This window comes from Phytobacter ursingii (assembly GCF_001022135.1).
Lineage (GTDB): Bacteria > Pseudomonadota > Gammaproteobacteria > Enterobacterales > Enterobacteriaceae > Phytobacter > Phytobacter ursingii.
The window spans coordinates 381,306-398,289 of record NZ_CP011602.1; the positions used below are offsets into that span (position 1 = coordinate 381,306).

The window sequence follows — 16,984 nt, forward strand, 5'->3', positions numbered from 1 at the left end:
CCGCTCACCGGGCAAAAATTACAGGCCGATATTGCGGCGATGCTGCTCCAGCCGGTCGGTGCCGTTCACTTTTTCAATCATGTTGATGGTGTCGATTTCGACCAGCTCTTTGCCGTCCATCGTCAGCTTAAAATAAGTACACACGACCGAAATTTTGGACTCAGTGTCTTCGCCCATTTTGCTCTCGCCGGTGTCGATTTCTTTCTGGCGACCACGCATGACCACTTCGACGGCGACTGTTTCGCCGGTGTCGTCGCGCTGGTAGGAACCGGCAAAACGTACCGGCACCGCGTCAACGCCGGTCGCGCCGTACAGCTCCCAGATAACCGAATCGGGGAAGCCGCCGAGCGACCATTCCATTGACAGGGCATCATCATCCAGACCGAGGTCAACCGGTGCGCTACCGCTCATCCCTGCTCCGCGCCAGTTCTCCAGCTTACGGGTCAGCTTCGGTAACGTGATGGACTTCGCCACCCCCTGATAGCTGTAGCCATTCAGGAAGACATTCATATGTTTCAGTTTGCGCGGCATTGCCATGTGTCAGGCTCCTTAGTTGCTGTTGACCGCTGTTACCAGAGTGGCGAGGTACTTGTCGGTAATACGCTGGCGTAAGGTCAGATTTTCCAGCGGGGGAACCGGCGTATAGTCATAATCGATATAGAGTTTCCCCGCTTTGAGCGTTTCCTTATCGTTGGCCTCCTCATCAAACCAGCAGCTCGCATCCACGATGTAACCGTTGGTTTTGAGTTCGCGGAATTTGGCATTGATGCCATCCACGATGTCGCGGATTAACGTTGCGGTAATGGGTTTGTCGACTGCCCACATATGCGCCTGCGCCATCGTGTCAGCGATAACCTGCGCGGTACGGGTGTAGTTCTCAAAGAGGAAAAGCGGGTCATCGGAGCAGGTGCGGTTACCCCAGAAGCGAAAGCCATCCTTACGGATCAGTGTGGTCACACCCGCCCCATTGAGTAAATCCGCATCGGTGCCTGGCTCCTGCAAATCCCAGAAGACGGAGGCACTGATGCCGGTGACACCGTTCACCCCAACGTTAGACAGGGTTTTGTGCCAGCCGACAGTCTGGTCAATGTACGCGCGAAGACCGAGCGCGCGGGCGGTGGCGTAAGCCGTGGCGGTCGCATTGCTCACGGTGTCCCAGGCGAGAAAATCCGGCCAGATAACCATCAGCTCGCGCTGGCTGAAATTGTCGCGATATTTGATGGCATCGGATACGGTCTTACAGCCCCACGCACTGACATAACCAAAGGCGCGCAGCTTCTGACAGACAGGGGCAAGCGCCGTCGCCACTTCGAGGGTATCAAAACCCGGCACACCGAGAATGCGTGGCTTAACGCCGGTGACCGCTTCGGCGGTCAACAGTGCCTTGAGGCCGGTGTATTTACCGTTCTCATCCGTGGTGCCGATGATGTTGGAAAGGGTCTGCGCGAGAGCCGCGTCTTCATCGGTGCCGGTGCCCTCAGCCACACGCACAACGACAATTACCGGTTTTGACTGGTCAGCGATAGCCTGTAAGGACGCCGCCAGCGTGCCTTTTTTACCGGCTTTTGCGATGGCGCTCTGCACGTTAGTAATCAGTACCGGCTCGTTAAGGGGAAAGGTCGCCGCATCGGCATCACTGGCGGTACAGACCATACCGACAATCGCCGTTGAGACCGTGGAAATGACGCGCGTACCGTCGTTAATTTCGACGACCTGCACGCCATGATGAAAATCACTCATCCGTTTAACTCCGTGGGTTGGGGTGAGTGTATTTTCAGGTCAGCGTGCGAACTGAGCTATTTATTGAGGTTGGTCGTGATAAGACACAACAGCGGACAAAAGAAAAAGCGGGCTAATGCCCGCCTGAATTATTCCGGCTGTTCCGGCCAGACCGGCGCGGCAGGGTCAACACGGTTTACCAGTACACGGTATTTTTTCAGCGCCGTCAGGGTTGCCACCTCCTCATCACTGGCAATACCGAGTTCAACCGCATCCTGGAGGGGGGCAATGCGGGTCGCAATGTCAGCCAGTAAACGTGTCTTCTGACTCTCTGCCTGTGTCTGTAATTCCTGCGGGGTATACACGCGGGGGATAATTTTTTCCCCGTCATAGACCCAGTTCCCCGTATTATCCACGCGGCGGTTTTCTTCGTTATCCTCCACCTCGGAAACGCTCAGGCCATCCGGCCACAGGGACGAAACATCGGTAAAACCTGTGGCAATCACTTTAATAATGCCCCGCCCGTCATAGCCGATTTTCATCGTATCCGGTGAAAAATGACGCTGGCTTTCATACCAGTCAGCGCCGCTTTCATCCATCAGAAACAAAACATTCTGTTTTGCCAGCTCCCGTTGTTCTGGCGTGGCGGGTGTGCACGCCCTGAAATTTTTCAGCGTAATATAAGACCCTGACATTATCCTCTCCCGATGGTCAGCCACTGGCCGTTGCGGTAAACCTGGATATAGCTCCAGTACAGATCCTCAACGGAATAATCGCCGTCTTTGTTAACAAATCCGGTCAGGACGGTGTTGCCGTTGCGATAGTCACGCACACCGACTGCCCCCACCTGATGCTCGGCGGTAAAACGCACATCCACCACGCGGTTAATCTGGGCGTCGTTTGCCTTATTCCAGGCATCATCCGCGCGCGCCTGCACGGCATTCATTCGCGCATCTATGGCATCCCCCAGCCAGGCGCCACCCACACCCCAGCGGGTGCCAAAGATATTGCCGTCCGTTGAAATGACCGTTCCCGTATTGCCAACCTTGAGATAACCATCGACCATTGACATATGCGGCAGCGTTACCCGCCCGGTTTCCGCATCCACGATCAGCGGTCGGGTATTATCCCAGAGTCCGTCCGGGTCGCCCTTGGCGGTTTTCATCAGGTAAAAAGAAGCGCCATCAAAGCGGAAAAAAAAGGCGCGGTCACTCATTCGTAACCGGTAGTTATCGGGACTGGTTGATACCACCTGACCGGACAGTGTGCCGCCAGTCAGTCGCAGAAAACGCCCGTCACTGACCGCTTTCGTGTACGCCTCGCCCGCCGGGGTATAATCGCCTCTGGGCTGGAATGTGCGTGCGAGATAATTCGACAGCCAGTCGTTTCCCCAGGCACTCCCACGAATATTCCCCGACGGGTTATCAACCGGGATTCCAGCAAACTGGCTTTGGATCCCCCGCCATTTTTCCGCCAGATGCGCGGACAATAAACCGCCCCAGGCGGGACCGGAAATATCCCCCGTGGCATTGTTCACCGGAATGGCACCGAAGCGGGCATTCAGATTATTGGATAACCATTCACTGTTGCCACCCGTCCCCCAGATGGTGCCGTAGCTGTTGCCATCAATGGCGAATTTAGCGGACCCGGCATAGATGTTACGCCCGGCAAAAATCTCCCCCAGCTCGTTAAAGGTGACGCGACCATATTCAGTTTTATTGGTTGAATCCACGGTGCGAAAAATAAAGCCACCCGTACCCAGCCCCCGGTTATTGGTCAGCCCTGCGGCACCAAACCCGACACCGTTCCAGTCAATTGTCAGTCCCTGCACAGACGGTGAGGCAGGCATATTAACGCGCATGGATGCTGCATGGGCTTCACCAATGACATCAAGCCAGGCCATCGCATCACCGGTGCGCTGGACGGCATTTTCCGCTCTGTTTACCGTATTCTGTAAACCGATGTTTTGTACAAACAGGGGCTTATTGGGAATGTCCGTGCCGTTCCGCTCTTTTGCCAGTCGCGCGCTGGCATTGTCCATGGCGATTTTTACCGCTTTAGACGTGGCGGCCAGACTCTCGGCCTCGCTGTCGGTCGCGTTACTGAGCTGAGTAAACCCCTTTTCCTGTATGGTGGCGTCGGGATGCCGACGGGATTTTTCATGTGCCGAGATAGCATCATCAACATAATCCTGCGTTGCCATCACCATCGTGGAATCAACGGATAACGCCACCGAGGCGACACTGCTGACAATGATGACCATGCGGCAGGTCTGCGCACGGCCTGACCCCTCGGCCAGTTCCGGCTTATAGCTTTCGGCCATGTTGGAGACGGCAATCAGCGTCCCCTCATCGTCATACAGGCCCAGCTCACGCATCCAGAAGCCGCCCACCTCCGGCGGGATAACCAGCTCGGCCACAACATAATTACTGTGCCGGTTATCCTGGCTGATTTTATTCAGGGCATGACGCCAGACCTCATTAATGAGACGGGTCTGACCCGCATCCGGCACCGGCAGAATACCGCCACCATCCCCGACGGCCATTGCGGTGATATTGACTTTCTTACCACCCGGCAGCGTGGCCGCCGCCAGCTTTACCGCACCGGCAGTGGTGATAACGGTTTTAAATTTTGTGCTCATCAGTCCTCACTTATCCGGGGTACACCGTAATAATGTCACCATCACAGGCCACGCCGCCGGTGAACAGCCAGCCGGGGATATCCTGAATAATGTTCAGGCCGATCAGGTGACGGCTTGCCGGTTTTGCATCAGCAATCAGGCGCTCTATCTCGTAATACATTTCTTCGGTGATACCGCTTTCCAGCACGCCGATATCCAGGCGAAATGTCCCCGGCGGATCACTGGTTTCCCACCACTCCGTGATGTTGATGAGGTAGCCGAGCGGCTCCACCACCCGCCGGACGGCACCGAGGGTGCCCTTGTGACAGTGAATAAACCACGCATCACGGATAACGGCGCGCTTTGTCAGCTCCGGCCATTTTTCATCCCACCGGTCAACGGAAAACGCCCAGGCCAGCCACGGCAGCAGGTTTGCCGGACAGGTGTCAGGGTTCCACAGGGTACGAAGACTGACGGGCGTTTTTTCGATTTCCGCACAGGCGTGGGCGGCGGCCACCTCCAGTGGTGAGGAGCCCACCGGCAACAGGCGTGAATCATTCATCAGCACCCCCTACCGCGATGGTGTAGCGTGTACAGAATGACGCCTGCGTGTTGTCGAGTACGATATCGGCATGTGGTGCGGCCAGTTCCACGCGCTGCACACCCACGACATGTAATGCCGCATAGATGGCAGACAGGCGAATATCACGCCCGAGGCGGTGCTGTGCGCTGATATAGGCCTCCAGATTTTTCACCGCAGCGGCGCGGATGGGCTCACTTTCGGGGCCAGGGTAAAGATAAAGCGTGGCGTCAATCTGATAATCCACAATGTCAGCGGATTGCACTGTCACCCGGTCAGCGACCGGCCTGACATCCTCGGCATTCAGGGCATTGCGCACCACTGCGAGCAGTTCATCAGACGCGATGCCGTTGTTTTCACGTGACAGCACGGAAATGGTCACACAGGACGGCGACGGGCTGGTCACCGATATGTCAGCAACGCGCCCGTCAGCGCTGCGACCATGATATTCATACGCCCCCACAGAACCGGCCACACTCAGACCTTCAAATGCCTGTTGAATACGCAGACGAAAATCCGTGTCAGACTCCATGACGGCAACCACCGGCGGAATGGCCGTATCGTCGGCAGGGGTCACAACGAGCCGCGTGACATTAAAATTCCCGCCGAGCACATCCAGATCCGTTTTTTCGGCATAGGCCAGCATCACCGCCCGTGCAGCCTCATTGACCCGCTGACGCCAGATAACCTCACGGTAGGCGTTTTCCTCCAGGAGCTTAACAATCGGCTCTGACTCCAGTAACAGTGTGCGGGCTACGGCCTGTTGTTGCTCCGGGGGATACAGCGAAATAAAGGTCGCCTTTCGCTCTGCCAGAATGGTCTCGTAGTCCAGTGTTTCCACCACATCCGGGGCGGGGAGCTGGCTCAAATCAACAATGGGCATGGTTTCAACTCACAGGAAGGGTTAACGAAATGGCGTCGCCGGTACTGGTCACTGAGCCGGTCAGGTTGACCACCATGCGGCCATCAAAATGACGCTCAGTAGTAACCGCGCTGAGGGTAATTCTCGGCTCCCATTTCAGCACCGCCATATAACAGGCGACTTTGATTTGCAGCTCCAGTGCGGGTGTCTGTGGCTGGTCAATCATGGCCGACAGCAACGACCCGTATTCACGGCGCATCACCCTCGACCCGACAGGCGTGCGCAGAATATCGCTCACGCTCTGGCTGATATGCTCAACATCGGTAATAGCCCGGCCATCTGCCCGACTCATGCCGATATAGCGTGCTGTCATTTGGTGCCCTCCGTCCAGTCACCACCTCTTTGCACGCCGCCGTGATCATGGTCATCGACCTGCACGCCGTTCGATGTAAATGTGCCGCCGGTGTGCGCGATGTTGCCGCGCATAGTGCCGCCTTTCTTCACTTCAAGGGTGGCGGTGGTCAGTTTGTTGGTACAGACCACCTCCGGGGTGTCCAGAGTGATACGCTCCGCCGCTTTTACCAGCACCACCGGCACCGTGGCAGTAATAGACTCTGATGCTGTCACGTCAGCGGTTTTTATGCCGCTGACCGTCAGGGCACTGGTTTCCGGTTCGTACTCAATGACCGCACCATCAGGGAAAGCAATATGCAAGGCATCCGCCGAGGCAGACGGCGCGGGATGGTCATCAGAGAAAATGCCTGGCAGTACAAAAGCAGTATCCAGTTCACCGCCCACGGCCAGTATGAGCACCTGCTCACCGAGGGACGGAGCCCACCATGTTCGAGAGCGACCGGCACGCTGTGTCAGCCACTGGAGCCAGTCGGTAATAATGCCGCCGGTCTGCACACGGCAGCGCCCCGCATTGAGGTCGATTTCGACGACAACGCCGGTACGCACCAGATTGCGGATAGCGCGGGCAAGTTCATTCAGGGTTGCGAGTGTTTTCATACTGGCAGGATGCCGCCGGCCGAATCCGGCAGCAATGTGAAGTGGTTATGTCAGAAATGGCACAGCTATTTTTCGGCAAGATGGTCAATAATCAGGTTTTCGATGAGCCGCGTATCGTCAGGAGAAAAGCCCAGCAACTGACGTTCAGGATACGGCACTTCCTCCCGGTTACGCCCCGGTCTGTCTTTGAGGCCGAACTGATGCACCCGCGCAATGCGCTGTACCTTCCCGGTAAATGCAACCACCGCCTCACTGTCGTTGCCGCTGGCCTTCATAAAGCGATTTGTGCGTAACTTCGCGAACATCTCCCGCTTAATGCGTCCCTTTCTGGCACGCAGCGGCTGACGTTTGCGTACTGCATAAGCGGTTCCATCAGGTGCTTTCTGCGTTTTAATGCGTTGTTGCTGTTGCTGGCGCAGCTTCTTCGCAATATCGACAGTCAGGCGGCGACGGCCTGCGGGTGACAATGCCGCAAGCAGTCCTGCGAGTTTGTCCTCCAGGGGTTTAAATTCACTCATTCCATTTACTCACCAGTTCACCCTTGATATAGAGCTCAAGAGGGCGGGTCACAGGCTCCGGCAGCGGTGGCTCCGGGATGCAACGAACATGAAGCGCCGCACCCACCTCATCAACAAGTGTTCGCTCAGTGAGTAACAGACTGATGCTGATATCGAAACTGCTGTCACTGTTAATATCAGCCTCAAAAGTGAAACCTTTTTTCTGACCGCTGTCGGTGCTGAGAATATCGGGCTGATGCTCACGCAGCCATGCCAGCACCGGCACAAGGATCAAATCAAAATCACCGGTAAAATCGGTCACGATCACATTAAGCGTGTACTGCTTTTCAAACGACAGCGACGTTGCCAGCGTGGCGGCGATGTTGCCGCCATCAACGTAAAGGCGCAGCATGTCAGGGTTAGCGGCCAGCACTGGCGCGGCATCAGTCAGGGCTTTTCGCAGACTGTCGGGTTTCAGCATCTAATTCATCCTGGCATTGTTTGACGGTTTTCACCTGTAGTGCGCAACTTTCCAGCGCGCGCTCAAGGTGGCGAATATCATCACTTAAGTCGCCGTTCGTCTGTGGATCACTTCCCGGCATCGGGCACAGGCTCACTTTCGGGCAACCGCTGTAGACAATCACCGGCGTCGGCACAGGCGGCGCGGTGGTGCAACCGGCGCACAGCATCAGGAAGCAGAGCGCCATACCAGCGACGAAACTCGTCATTTTCATTAAGTAACCTCTTGATGGTCTTTTCCCGTTCCGCTTCACGTTGTGTGGCGGCGTCCAGTTTCCGGCGCATATCCACTTGCGCCAGCTCGTTTTTATCCGCCCGGTCAGTGGCAACACGGAGCTGATTTTTCAGCATACCGGCCAGTGTCTTTTGTTCGCTGGCGACACGATTTGCCTTTTCCAGTGAGCGGGTAAGATTGCCGTTTTCATGACGCAGCCACAGCCCCCCGGCAATTACCAGCAGGACAGCAATTAAAATCATCATAAGTCTCGACACAGGCCAGCCCCCCGGATGCGCTGACAATACGAGGCGCGCACTGCCATAAATCCCACGAGGCAGGCCAGATAAAACAGACCTAAAAGGAGATGTCCGCCAGAAATAAGACAGGGAAAGGTGAATGCCAGAATCAGAATCAAACAGAATTTACGGGGGGCGGGCGATTTGTGAAAAAAAATAAGACCCACAATCAGCACAGCATAATAAATAGTGTCGACAGCCCCGTCGCGCCAGTACATCAACCAGTATTCAGACGCCGCCGCCCCCGCGAGGCCGCCAGCGAAACAGGCCAGGCAGATTAATAGCGTATGGATGACAATAAAGTTGACCGCCATACTGTTCGGGTAAATTAAACCCAGCGCCAGCATCAGGCCGGTCAACACATTAACAGCCGGTACAATTAAACGCATTTTCACTGGTTTACTCCTTTCATACACCAGACCAGCTCACGCTTGCGGCGATTTTCCAGCCCGGTATTTCTGACGCCATCGATATAAACCCAGCGCGGGAGCTGGTCACATGCCTGTTTCCATTTTTTCTGGTTCAGGAAGTAAACCAGCGTGGACTTACACGCGGCACCGGTGCCGACGTTAAAGGCAAAACTGACCACGGCATCATAGACGCGTGGCGGCATATCCACCGGCGCACAGACCGCCAGACGACGCTCAACATTCAGCACATCTGCAACCAGATTTTGCGCCGCTTCCCGCTCTGTAATATCCCGCTTCGGTGTGACCCCGGCAGTGTGGCCGATGCCTGATGTCCATACCCCCGCACTGCACTGGTAGGGGCGAAGACGACACCCCTCAAGGTCTGCAATCAGGGCAAGACCATCCGGCGAGGTATGGAGTAAACGAAAATCAGGCACCAGTGCTGCCAGCGCCAGCACGGCGGCCACACTGCAACGCTTAACGATTGATGACATTGCTCATTGCCTCCCCGGTAAGACGGCTCTGTTTAAGCTGGAGTGCTAACAGGGCGTAGCTTTTGCGTCGGTAATACCAGTTAACACCGACCGTCAGCACCACACCCAGCGCACCGAAATACGCGGCGAAATCCTGCGGTGTCATTGCACCAAAAAAGGTGAGCGCCACACTTATCCAGTACGCCAGTGATGAGGTGATTTTTTCCATGCTCAGTCCCATAAATTCACCGCTTCCCGTACCGCTGCGGCCTGTATTTCGGGCAGTTCTACCGCTGTGCCATGAGGCAGCACCGCGCCCAGTTCAGCCACTCCCGGATTAGCCGCGAGCACCGTTTCGAATACCCCCTCAGTGCGCCCGTAATACCGGGCGCAGATAACATCAAGGGTGTCGCCCTGTTGTGCGTAAATCCGCATCAGATTTGCCCCACGATACAGCGGGGCTTGTCCTGAATTCGTGCCACTGACCAGCGCATGTCCCGCCACAGCTCATCAATCGTGGTATCAATGCTGTCGGCTTTTTTGTCGCCTCTGGCGCTCGCATCCACGCCGCGATAACGCTCGTAAAGGGTGGCGGTTGCCATCGCGCAGACGGCGCGCTCGTAGTGAAAAACCCGCGTACTCTCGCCGTCGATTTCATCCGAGGGCACATCCACCAGTCGCGCAAAGCCCGCCTTAATCTGGCTGTCGCGGTACTCGTAAAGCTCCGCGTTGGTCTCAGCAATGCCGGTTTTGATGGCATTGCGCAGACGCGCCGGGGCGATGGTCTGCTCAAGACGCATAAGATCACGCACGCGCTTCGGGTCGATATCGGGAAAGAAAAACGTGTTTTTAATGACCGGTTCGTCGCCCGCAGGGGCGGGAATAACAACCGTGCCCGCCGGGGTTGCTGCATCACTTTTATTAACAATCACTGTCGTCATCACTACCTCTGAAAAGGTGGGCGGTGGACGCCGGTCGCTGATAAGGTGAAACACCTTCATTGACCGGCGTGCCGCCCTGGCGCGGGGCGCATTCTTTTAACCGGTGACCTTGCGGGGGCGACCCCGCCCGCGTTTCACCGGCGTTACTGTTTTTTTCTGCTGTGCGGTTTTCGCGGGCGTTTTTGACGCGGGCTTTGCGGCAACAGGCTTTGGATTCAGCTCGCGCGTGAGGCGCTCAATGTCCTTACGCACTCCGGCGTTGCGGTCGAGCTGACTGGCTCGTTGCAGATGCGTCATGGCATCGGTGAGCTGACCGGCATCACGCAGCGCCAGCCCGGTGACTTTGTACAGTCGGGCGCGCACCTCGTCGGGCATATCTGCGGTGCCCGTCAGGTTGATGGTGTCCTGGAGGATCGCCGCGTCCACCGGCTGACCGGCATCACGGACTCGCAGTGCGGCGAGCGCCACTTCTTCGGCCAGCATATAAGGCGCGGTGCGGTGATGATTTTCCGGCATCGACAGGTTGTAACGCAGTGCGTAGCGGGCAATGTCCAGCGCGCCGGGAATATCCCCGGCATCGAGACGCCACAACATGACCGTCATTAAAATGGCATCCTGCGTGCCGGTGCCGTTCTCCAGCACACCCGTCACCCAGGGCAGATAAAACGGCAACAGTTCGCGCTTTTTTTCTGCCTTGCGCTCTTTTGAATGGATTTCTTTTAACGTTCTGCGGTCTGCGGCCAGCTTGATGAGCATCTGCTCATAAGGGGTGGCATGACGCAGCGGGTTATCTTCCCGCCGCGATGCCGTCATGGCCGAGACCCGCATCGCGTGACGCTGTGCGGGGCTCGCCATCCGTTACGCTCCCTCGCCAGTGCTGGCCTGTACAGAAGCGGAGCCCGCCGCCAGCGTTTTCATGGCTTCGGCCAGTTCAGCCGCAAACACTTTCGCGATATCCGCTTCCGGAGTGTCACCTTCGGCTTCTTCCAGAATGTCGATGTTTTCAATCAGACAACCGGCTTCGTAATCTTCAATCACGAAATCCACTTTGACCTGCTCGTAGTTTTCCACCTGGTCGAGCTTCGGATTTTCGATGATGTGGCGACGGTGCCCGTCTTCGTACAGATAAATCGACAGGTTATCGAGCGTGGTAATGAAAATGCTGTTGGCCGGGAAATACGGCGCACGCACGGCCTGTAACTGACCGATGGTTTTCTGGCTGATAATCAGCTCTCCGGCCAGTTGTTCGCTGTTAGCCTGGAATTTATTGATCATCGGGAAATATTTGTCGGTCAGAATACGGCGACCGCAAATCACCACCATTTCCGGGTTTTCGCGGTGAATTTCGGCAATCAGTGATTCATGTGCATCCATAACCAGCGCGTCGAGATTTTTGTACGCGCCTTTTTTGCCGACGGTGACTTTCTCAGAAATAACCTTGCCGTCATCATCAACAACCTTGCTCATGACTCGCTCAGGCGCATCTTCGCGGTACTTCTGCAACCAGCCGACAGCCACATCCTGTAACAGGGGATGGGTCTTGCGGTCTGATGTCGCCGCACGACTGACACCATTAAAGCCAATGGTGATGTAATCCAGCGCCTGACGCTTGATGATGGCGTTGCGGATACGGATCTGAAAATCCTGAAAACGCGCCCACAGGTCGAGCTTGTTATAGCTGAGGTGATAATCGAAATTCACCGGATGGCAGAAATAGCGGTACGCATCCATTTTTGAAAAATCAGCGGTCTTACGCTCCACCCCATTCGCCGTATCGGCAGTGCTGGCAATCGTGCCATTAACGTCGATGCCGACTTTTTCCTCGGTCAGCTCACGCACCACAACCATATTAATTTGCTGGAGAAAAGATGAGGACTGCTGGATTTTGTCAAAAAGCGTTTGCGTCACCGACGGCTCTACGCTGAATTTTTTGCTGAGGTCTTCAACGCCGACGCCGTTCAGCTCAGCAAGGCGGCTCAGGTACGCATTATATTTAAAACGGGTTTCTTTACGCATTGTGTCTGTATTCCTGTTCTGAAAAGGGGAGGCCGGTTAGCAGTCGGTCAGGGTTGCACCCGCACCATCACCGCCGGTGCTCAGTTTCCGGCGCGGCTGGGTATGGCTGGGTGTTTTGTCCAGGGTGGCAGTGATCGTGCTGAACTGTTCGCTTGTTTTTGTTGCCTCATCGGTCACGTTTTGCTTTAGCGCGGCAAGGTCGGCTTCCAGCGAGGCGAAACGCGTTTCAGCGGTGTCATTGCTCGTCTGCACACGCTCGGCGATAGTGGTCACGGCTTCGTGGACGTCGTTAAAACGGGCATCATCAGAAGACTGGCGACGGCTGAAAATGGCTTTTACCGAGTCGGTCAGCTTGTTCAGCAGGGTTTCAGGGGCGTCTTCGAATTCCAGTTCAGCCAGAGTGGCAACAGAGAAAAGATTTTCCGGGCTGGCCTTGAAGCGCTGGAGCGGGTTGTGTTTCGCGGTGCGGCAGAATTCCAGATATTCAGTGCCGAGGCTCGCCGGGTCATCAGTGACGGCCAGGCCAACCAGATAGCATTTTCCGCTGTTGGCAAAGTTCGGCTGAATTTCCATTGAGGTATAAACTTTCTGGCCTTTCGCCACCATATCAACCAGCGTGTCGAGCGGGGCAATTTTGCCAAACAGTGCCAGCTTGCCGTTAAGCGCGGAATCGTCTTCGATTTTCTCCGCTTTGAGTTCCACCACGTCACCATAACGGGCGAAAGCACCATCCGGGAGAAGACCGCGCAGATGTTCGAGATTAATGCGGCAACCATAGACACGCGGGTCAAAGCTGTCGGCCATTTCCTGAATATCCGACGCGCTGATGACACGACCATCACAGGTGTCGCCCTCTACGCCGATACGAAAGAATTTTGAAACTTTTTTTGCCATCGTCAGGAGTCCTGATTGAGTGTGAAGGATTCACGTTTTTGTCAGGGGTAGTTTCCCGACTCAGACGGTCAGCCGCTATCAATCCTGGATGGCTTACTTCCCACACATCAGCACGTTAGCGAATCACAGCCCCCGCTTAAGTAGCCTTGCCATGTATCAACAACGGCGAGGCATTCATGACCATCACCACCGACACGACACTATTAAATGACCCGCGACGCCAGGCGGCGCTGCTCTACTGGCAGGGATTTTCCGTGCCGCAAATCGCGGAAATGTTGCAGACCAAACGCCCGACGGTGCAAAGCTGGAAACAGCGCGATGGATGGGACGAAACCGCGCCATTAAACCGTGTGGAAAATACGTTAGAAGCACGGTTAATCCAGCTTTACGCCAAACCGGATATGACCGCGCACGACTTCAAAGTCGCCGATTTTCTGGCACGCCAGATGGAACGCTTTGCACGTATTAACCGCTATGGCCAGACGGGCAACGAGGCCGACCTCAACCCGAACGTGGCCAACCGCAACAAAGGGGATCGCAAAAAACCGAAAAAGAATTTTTTCAGCGAGGAGGCTGTCGAAAAGCTGGAGGAAATTTTCTTTGACCAGTCTTTCGCCTATCAGCTCGGATGGCATAAGGCCGGGCTTGAGCACCGTATCCGGCACATTCTCAAATCGCGTCAGATTGGTGCGACATTTTACTTTGCCCGTGAAGCGCTGTTACGCGCGCTGAAAACCGGCCATAACCAGATATTTTTATCCGCGTCCAAAACACAGGCGCATGTCTTCCGAAAATACATCATCGCCTTTGCCCGTCTGGTTGACGTTGACCTGACCGGCGACCCGATTGTCATCGGTAACAACGGTGCGGAGCTGTTATTTCTCGGCACCAATTCCAACACCGCGCAAAGCCATAACGGCGACCTGTATGTCGATGAGATTTTCTGGATACCCAATTTCCAGCGCCTGCGTAAAGTCGCCTCCGGTATGGCGTCACAAAGTCATTTACGCACAACCTATTTTTCAACCCCTTCCTCACTCGGGCATGACGCCTATCCGTTCTGGTCTGGCGACCTGTTTAACCGGGGACGTGCCAGCGCCAGCGAGAGGGTCAGCATTGATATCAGTCACACCGCCCTTGCGCGGGGCGTGGCGTGTGCGGATGGTCAGTGGCGGCAGATTGTCACCATTGAAGACGCGCTCGCCGGGGGCTGTACGCTGTTTGACCTTGATGCGCTACGCCGTGAAAACAGCGCCGATGATTTCCGCAACCTGTTTATGTGCGAATTTGTTGATGATAAGGCGTCGGTATTCCCGTTCGAGGAGCTGCAACGCTGCATGGTCGACAGCATGGAGGAGTGGGAAGACTTCGCCCCGTTCGCCGACCGGCCATTCGGGCATCGCGTGGTGTGGATTGGTTACGACCCGTCACACCGTGGCGACAGCGCCGGATGCGTGGTTATCGCGCCGCCGGTGGTTGCCGGTGGCAAGTTCCGCATTCTGGAGCGCCATCAGTGGAAAGGGATGGATTTCGCGACACAGGCAGAATCTATCCGCGCGCTCACGCAAAAATACAACGTGGAATACATCGGCATTGACGCAACCGGGCTCGGTCAGGGTGTGTTTCAGCTTGTGCGATCGTTCTATCCCGCTGCCCGCGATATCCGCTACACCCCGGAAATGAAAACCGCAATGGTGCTCAAGGCGAAAGACACCATCACGCGCGGTTGCCTGGAATACGACGTGAGCGCGACCGACATCACACAGTCGTTTATGTCCATTCGTAAAACCATGACCAGCAGCGGGCGCAGCGCCACCTATGAGGCCAGCCGCACCGAGGAAGCCAGCCACGCGGATTTAGCCTGGGCCACCATGCATGTACTGATTAACGAACCGCTGACCGCCGCGACCGGCCAGCCATCCTCCTCCATTCTGGAATTTAATTGATGAGTAAAAATAAAAAACGCAAATCCCCTCCGGTGGCGCGCCAGCATACCGCCGCACCCGCGCAAAGCATGGAGGCGTTTACCTTCGGTGAACCGGTGCCGGTGCTGGATAAACGCGAAATTCTTGATTATGTGGAATGCATCGACAACGGCCAGTGGTACGAGCCGCCGCTCAGTTTCTCCGGGCTGGCGAAAAGCATGCGCGCCGCCGTTCACCACAGCTCGCCGATGTACGTTAAGCGTAACATTCTGGTATCGACGTTTGTCCCGCACGAACGTCTTTCACGTCAGGATTTTAGCCGCTTTGCGCTGGATTACATCGTTTTCGGTAACGCGTTTATTGAAAGGCGGTTAAGCCTGTCAGGCAGGCCGGTTAAATATGAAACCTCACCGGCGAAATATACGCGTCGGGGCGTGGAGGAGGACACTTACTGGTTTATTCAGAATTTCACACAGCCGCACCAATTTGCGCCGGGGTCAGTCTTTCACCTGCTGGAGCCTGATATCAACCAGGAGCTGTACGGGATGCCGGAATATCTCAGTGCGCTGAATTCGGCCTGGCTGAATGAGTCGGCGACGTTGTTTCGCCGCAAGTATTACCAGAACGGGGCGCATGCGGGTTACATCATGTACGTGACGGATGCGGCGCAAAGTAGCACCGATGTTGAAGCATTGCGAAAGGCGATGCGGGACTCGAAAGGGCTCGGCAATTTTAAGAACCTGTTTTTCTACGCACCGAACGGAAAAGCCGACGGCATTAAAATTGTGCCGCTGTCGGAAGTGGCGACCAAAGATGATTTTTTTAATATCAAAAAAGTCAGCGCCGGTGACCTGCTTGACGCGCATCGCGTCCCGTTCCAGTTGATGGGAGCCAAGCCCGAGACGGCGGGCTCAATCGGCGACGTTGAGAAGGTGGCAAAGGTGTTTGTGCGCAACGAACTCAAGCCGCTGCAAGCGCGGTTTCTTGAACTCAACGAATGGGCTGGCGAGGAGATCATCCGATTCGAAAAATACAGCCTGGATGACAAAGACGAGTAGACATTAATGGCCGCCTGATGGCGGCTTTTTCATGCCTCCCACCAGAACGCCTCAGCGACGCTACACGCCGCGCTCCCCTCACTCCACGCCCCCGAACCTCACATCATCCTGACGCGGTATGCGCCCGCGCAGGCACGGAAAAAATAAAATAATAACCGCCTCGGCGCGCAGTGCTTTCCCCGCCTCGCCTGCCCGCTTCGTGGGTCGGAATTAATGCAACTGCAACAGGTCATCGGATCCGCACCAGTTCTGGCGGCGATCGTCAAATTATGAGGGAAAGTCTGCATGCAGAATGATGCACTTAATGCATGCACGGCCATAGGTATGAAAATTATCGGATAAAACAGGGAATTTCTAACGCCTCGCACAGTGCGAGTTGTTCAACCCCGACGACGCAAAAAGCCAGTTTTTGCGCCATCGCGGTTAGCATGTTTAACGCCAGCCTTCGTCTTCCCATACTTCCTGAAGGATACCGTCCAGCGCTTCACGGTCTGACTCCTTATCGAAACCAAGTAGTTCGACGCCAGTTACAGACCCTTTCTTAACCGTAACCCGTGTGGTTGGAAAAGCACATCTCACCTTACGTGTTAATTCATTCTGGAAAGCATCGACTATCTGCTGACCTATTTTTTGTTCTTTATCCAGCGTGATATTGATTCTCATAATCTATTCAGCCTTATAGAAAACTTCTTCTTCTTCTGGTTCTTTATTTTCACTGTTTGCAAGGTCAGCAATGAGAGACAGGGCGAGCTTGAGTTCTGACGGTTTGCAGTTTGCAATCAGAGACACTTCGGCGATGAATTGCACACAAGCCCATTTTTTCTGTCTTTGGCTGAAATATTCATCAACCATGAAATCCCTCCCACAAGTATCACTGTATATTCATACAGTATCACGTATGCGCAAGGGATTAAAAGAAAAATTATCAATCGTGATTAGTCTGTAT

The 16,984-nt window shown here is 55.3% G+C and carries 24 protein-coding genes and 1 pseudogene; 2 read left to right on the forward strand and 23 right to left on the reverse strand.

Annotation, left to right across the window (positions count from 1 at the left end; all coding sequences use genetic code 11):
• Positions 1-18: 18 nt before the first annotated feature.
• The 21 genes and pseudogenes from AB182_RS05295 to AB182_RS05385 form a co-directional block, all read right to left on the reverse strand.
• Positions 19-537 (reverse strand): phage major tail tube protein, encoded by a 519-nt coding sequence (locus AB182_RS05295; RefSeq protein WP_039078129.1) that lies wholly within the window; start codon positions 535-537, stop codon positions 19-21.
• Positions 538-549: 12 nt separating this feature from the next.
• Positions 550-1,740: a phage tail sheath protein gene (locus tag AB182_RS05300; protein WP_047369189.1), complete on the reverse strand. Its 1,191-nt coding sequence runs from the start codon at positions 1,738-1,740 to the stop codon at positions 550-552.
• 128 nt (positions 1,741-1,868) lie between these two features.
• Entirely contained in the window at positions 1,869-2,414 is a 546-nt protein-coding gene (locus AB182_RS05305; RefSeq protein WP_047369190.1) for a tail fiber assembly protein, read from the reverse strand.
• Positions 2,414-3,622 carry a phage tail fiber protein gene (locus AB182_RS33270; protein WP_327078456.1) on the reverse strand — a complete coding sequence of 403 codons (1,209 nt, stop codon included), beginning with the start codon at positions 3,620-3,622 and terminating at the stop codon, positions 2,414-2,416. The genes AB182_RS05305 and AB182_RS33270 overlap by 1 nt, the downstream gene beginning before the upstream one ends.
• Positions 3,623-3,696: 74 nt before the next feature.
• Positions 3,697-4,360, reverse strand: a pseudogene (locus AB182_RS32930) (phage tail protein); the annotation flags it as partial.
• A 10-nt stretch (positions 4,361-4,370) separates the two neighbouring features.
• Complete coding sequence (locus AB182_RS05315) at positions 4,371-4,901, reverse strand: phage tail protein I (protein WP_047369191.1); 531 nt, start codon at positions 4,899-4,901, stop codon at positions 4,371-4,373.
• The gene (locus AB182_RS05320; RefSeq protein ID WP_047369192.1) at positions 4,894-5,802 is read right to left on the reverse strand and encodes a baseplate assembly protein; all 909 of its coding nucleotides are present in this window, start codon (positions 5,800-5,802) and stop codon (positions 4,894-4,896) included. The genes AB182_RS05315 and AB182_RS05320 overlap by 8 nt, the downstream gene beginning before the upstream one ends.
• Before the next feature lie 4 nt (positions 5,803-5,806).
• Positions 5,807-6,154: a GPW/gp25 family protein gene (locus tag AB182_RS05325; RefSeq protein ID WP_047369193.1), complete on the reverse strand. Its 348-nt coding sequence runs from the start codon at positions 6,152-6,154 to the stop codon at positions 5,807-5,809.
• Positions 6,151-6,792, reverse strand: a complete 642-nt coding sequence (locus AB182_RS05330; RefSeq protein WP_047369194.1) for a phage baseplate assembly protein V — start codon at positions 6,790-6,792, stop codon at positions 6,151-6,153. The genes AB182_RS05325 and AB182_RS05330 overlap by 4 nt, the downstream gene beginning before the upstream one ends.
• 65 nt (positions 6,793-6,857) lie before the next feature.
• Positions 6,858-7,310, reverse strand: coding sequence for a phage virion morphogenesis protein (locus tag AB182_RS05335; RefSeq protein WP_047369195.1), 453 nt, complete (start codon positions 7,308-7,310; stop codon positions 6,858-6,860).
• Positions 7,303-7,770, reverse strand: a complete 468-nt coding sequence (locus tag AB182_RS05340; RefSeq protein WP_047369196.1) for a phage tail protein — start codon at positions 7,768-7,770, stop codon at positions 7,303-7,305. The genes AB182_RS05335 and AB182_RS05340 overlap by 8 nt, the downstream gene beginning before the upstream one ends.
• On the reverse strand, positions 7,733-7,996 hold the full coding sequence (gene lysC, locus AB182_RS32935) for an Rz1-like lysis system protein LysC (RefSeq protein WP_120785355.1): 264 nt from the start codon (positions 7,994-7,996) through the stop codon (positions 7,733-7,735). The genes AB182_RS05340 and lysC overlap by 38 nt, the downstream gene beginning before the upstream one ends.
• Positions 7,878-8,300: an Rz-like lysis system protein LysB gene (lysB, locus tag AB182_RS05345; RefSeq protein ID WP_047369197.1), complete on the reverse strand. Its 423-nt coding sequence runs from the start codon at positions 8,298-8,300 to the stop codon at positions 7,878-7,880. The genes lysC and lysB overlap by 119 nt, the downstream gene beginning before the upstream one ends.
• Positions 8,285-8,710 carry a DNZ54_00345 family protein gene (locus tag AB182_RS29695; RefSeq protein WP_223883614.1) on the reverse strand — a complete coding sequence of 142 codons (426 nt, stop codon included), beginning with the start codon at positions 8,708-8,710 and terminating at the stop codon, positions 8,285-8,287. The genes lysB and AB182_RS29695 overlap by 16 nt, the downstream gene beginning before the upstream one ends.
• 2 nt (positions 8,711-8,712) lie before the next feature.
• On the reverse strand, positions 8,713-9,225 hold the full coding sequence (locus AB182_RS05355; RefSeq protein ID WP_047369198.1) for a lysozyme: 513 nt from the start codon (positions 9,223-9,225) through the stop codon (positions 8,713-8,715).
• Positions 9,209-9,445, reverse strand: a complete 237-nt coding sequence (locus AB182_RS05360; protein ID WP_047369199.1) for an HP1 family phage holin — start codon at positions 9,443-9,445, stop codon at positions 9,209-9,211. Before AB182_RS05360 ends, AB182_RS05355 begins: the two co-directional genes overlap by 17 nt.
• Positions 9,436-9,639 carry a tail protein X gene (locus AB182_RS05365; RefSeq protein ID WP_047369200.1) on the reverse strand — a complete coding sequence of 68 codons (204 nt, stop codon included), beginning with the start codon at positions 9,637-9,639 and terminating at the stop codon, positions 9,436-9,438. The genes AB182_RS05360 and AB182_RS05365 overlap by 10 nt, the downstream gene beginning before the upstream one ends.
• On the reverse strand, positions 9,639-10,145 hold the full coding sequence (locus tag AB182_RS05370; protein ID WP_047373189.1) for a head completion/stabilization protein: 507 nt from the start codon (positions 10,143-10,145) through the stop codon (positions 9,639-9,641). The genes AB182_RS05365 and AB182_RS05370 overlap by 1 nt, the downstream gene beginning before the upstream one ends.
• Before the next feature lie 96 nt (positions 10,146-10,241).
• Positions 10,242-11,000, reverse strand: a complete 759-nt coding sequence (locus AB182_RS05375) for a phage terminase small subunit (RefSeq protein ID WP_047369201.1) — start codon at positions 10,998-11,000, stop codon at positions 10,242-10,244.
• A 3-nt stretch (positions 11,001-11,003) separates the two neighbouring features.
• Positions 11,004-12,161, reverse strand: a complete 1,158-nt coding sequence (locus AB182_RS05380; protein ID WP_039078144.1) for a phage major capsid protein, P2 family — start codon at positions 12,159-12,161, stop codon at positions 11,004-11,006.
• Between the two features lie 36 nt (positions 12,162-12,197).
• Positions 12,198-13,055: a GPO family capsid scaffolding protein gene (locus tag AB182_RS05385; protein WP_047369202.1), complete on the reverse strand. Its 858-nt coding sequence runs from the start codon at positions 13,053-13,055 to the stop codon at positions 12,198-12,200.
• 176 nt (positions 13,056-13,231) lie between these two features.
• Here AB182_RS05385 and AB182_RS05390 point away from each other — a divergent pair, with 176 nt between their 5' ends.
• On the forward strand, positions 13,232-15,001 hold the full coding sequence (locus tag AB182_RS05390; protein WP_047369203.1) for a terminase ATPase subunit family protein: 1,770 nt from the start codon (positions 13,232-13,234) through the stop codon (positions 14,999-15,001).
• Positions 15,001-16,038 (forward strand): phage portal protein, encoded by a 1,038-nt coding sequence (locus tag AB182_RS05395; RefSeq protein WP_047369204.1) that lies wholly within the window; start codon positions 15,001-15,003, stop codon positions 16,036-16,038. Before AB182_RS05390 ends, AB182_RS05395 begins: the two co-directional genes overlap by 1 nt.
• A gap of 432 nt (positions 16,039-16,470) precedes the next feature.
• On the opposite strand, the gene AB182_RS05400 is transcribed toward AB182_RS05395, so the two are convergent.
• Both AB182_RS05400 and AB182_RS05405 read right to left on the reverse strand, forming a co-directional pair.
• Entirely contained in the window at positions 16,471-16,701 is a 231-nt protein-coding gene (locus AB182_RS05400; protein ID WP_047369205.1) for a DinI-like family protein, read from the reverse strand.
• A gap of 3 nt (positions 16,702-16,704) precedes the next feature.
• Positions 16,705-16,890 carry a hypothetical protein gene (locus tag AB182_RS05405; RefSeq protein WP_032419998.1) on the reverse strand — a complete coding sequence of 62 codons (186 nt, stop codon included), beginning with the start codon at positions 16,888-16,890 and terminating at the stop codon, positions 16,705-16,707.
• Positions 16,891-16,984: the final 94 nt, after the last annotated feature.

Coding starts and splice junctions, on each gene's coding strand:
- AB182_RS05365 (WP_047369200.1), bottom strand. CDS start 9,639: ATGCGGATTTACGCACAACAGGGCGACACCCTTGATGTTATCTGCGCC.
- AB182_RS05375 (WP_047369201.1), bottom strand. CDS start 11,000: ATGGCGAGCCCCGCACAGCGTCACGCGATGCGGGTCTCGGCCATGACG.
- AB182_RS05360 (WP_047369199.1), bottom strand. CDS start 9,445: ATGGGACTGAGCATGGAAAAAATCACCTCATCACTGGCGTACTGGATA.
- AB182_RS05400 (WP_047369205.1), bottom strand. CDS start 16,701: ATGAGAATCAATATCACGCTGGATAAAGAACAAAAAATAGGTCAGCAG.
- AB182_RS05330 (WP_047369194.1), bottom strand. CDS start 6,792: ATGAAAACACTCGCAACCCTGAATGAACTTGCCCGCGCTATCCGCAAT.
- AB182_RS05340 (WP_047369196.1), bottom strand. CDS start 7,770: ATGCTGAAACCCGACAGTCTGCGAAAAGCCCTGACTGATGCCGCGCCA.
- AB182_RS05370 (WP_047373189.1), bottom strand. CDS start 10,145: ATGACGACAGTGATTGTTAATAAAAGTGATGCAGCAACCCCGGCGGGC.
- AB182_RS05295 (WP_039078129.1), bottom strand. CDS start 537: ATGGCAATGCCGCGCAAACTGAAACATATGAATGTCTTCCTGAATGGC.
- AB182_RS33270 (WP_327078456.1), bottom strand. CDS start 3,622: ATGGCCTGGCTTGATGTCATTGGTGAAGCCCATGCAGCATCCATGCGC.
- AB182_RS05355 (WP_047369198.1), bottom strand. CDS start 9,225: ATGTCATCAATCGTTAAGCGTTGCAGTGTGGCCGCCGTGCTGGCGCTG.
- AB182_RS05390 (WP_047369203.1), top strand. CDS start 13,232: ATGACCATCACCACCGACACGACACTATTAAATGACCCGCGACGCCAG.
- AB182_RS05395 (WP_047369204.1), top strand. CDS start 15,001: ATGAGTAAAAATAAAAAACGCAAATCCCCTCCGGTGGCGCGCCAGCAT.
- AB182_RS05405 (WP_032419998.1), bottom strand. CDS start 16,890: ATGGTTGATGAATATTTCAGCCAAAGACAGAAAAAATGGGCTTGTGTG.
- AB182_RS05385 (WP_047369202.1), bottom strand. CDS start 13,055: ATGGCAAAAAAAGTTTCAAAATTCTTTCGTATCGGCGTAGAGGGCGAC.
- lysC (WP_120785355.1), bottom strand. CDS start 7,996: ATGGCGCTCTGCTTCCTGATGCTGTGCGCCGGTTGCACCACCGCGCCG.
- AB182_RS05305 (WP_047369190.1), bottom strand. CDS start 2,414: ATGTCAGGGTCTTATATTACGCTGAAAAATTTCAGGGCGTGCACACCC.
- AB182_RS05325 (WP_047369193.1), bottom strand. CDS start 6,154: ATGACAGCACGCTATATCGGCATGAGTCGGGCAGATGGCCGGGCTATT.
- AB182_RS29695 (WP_223883614.1), bottom strand. CDS start 8,710: ATGCGTTTAATTGTACCGGCTGTTAATGTGTTGACCGGCCTGATGCTG.
- AB182_RS05380 (WP_039078144.1), bottom strand. CDS start 12,161: ATGCGTAAAGAAACCCGTTTTAAATATAATGCGTACCTGAGCCGCCTT.
- AB182_RS05335 (WP_047369195.1), bottom strand. CDS start 7,310: ATGAGTGAATTTAAACCCCTGGAGGACAAACTCGCAGGACTGCTTGCG.
- AB182_RS05320 (WP_047369192.1), bottom strand. CDS start 5,802: ATGCCCATTGTTGATTTGAGCCAGCTCCCCGCCCCGGATGTGGTGGAA.
- AB182_RS05315 (WP_047369191.1), bottom strand. CDS start 4,901: ATGAATGATTCACGCCTGTTGCCGGTGGGCTCCTCACCACTGGAGGTG.
- AB182_RS05300 (WP_047369189.1), bottom strand. CDS start 1,740: ATGAGTGATTTTCATCATGGCGTGCAGGTCGTCGAAATTAACGACGGT.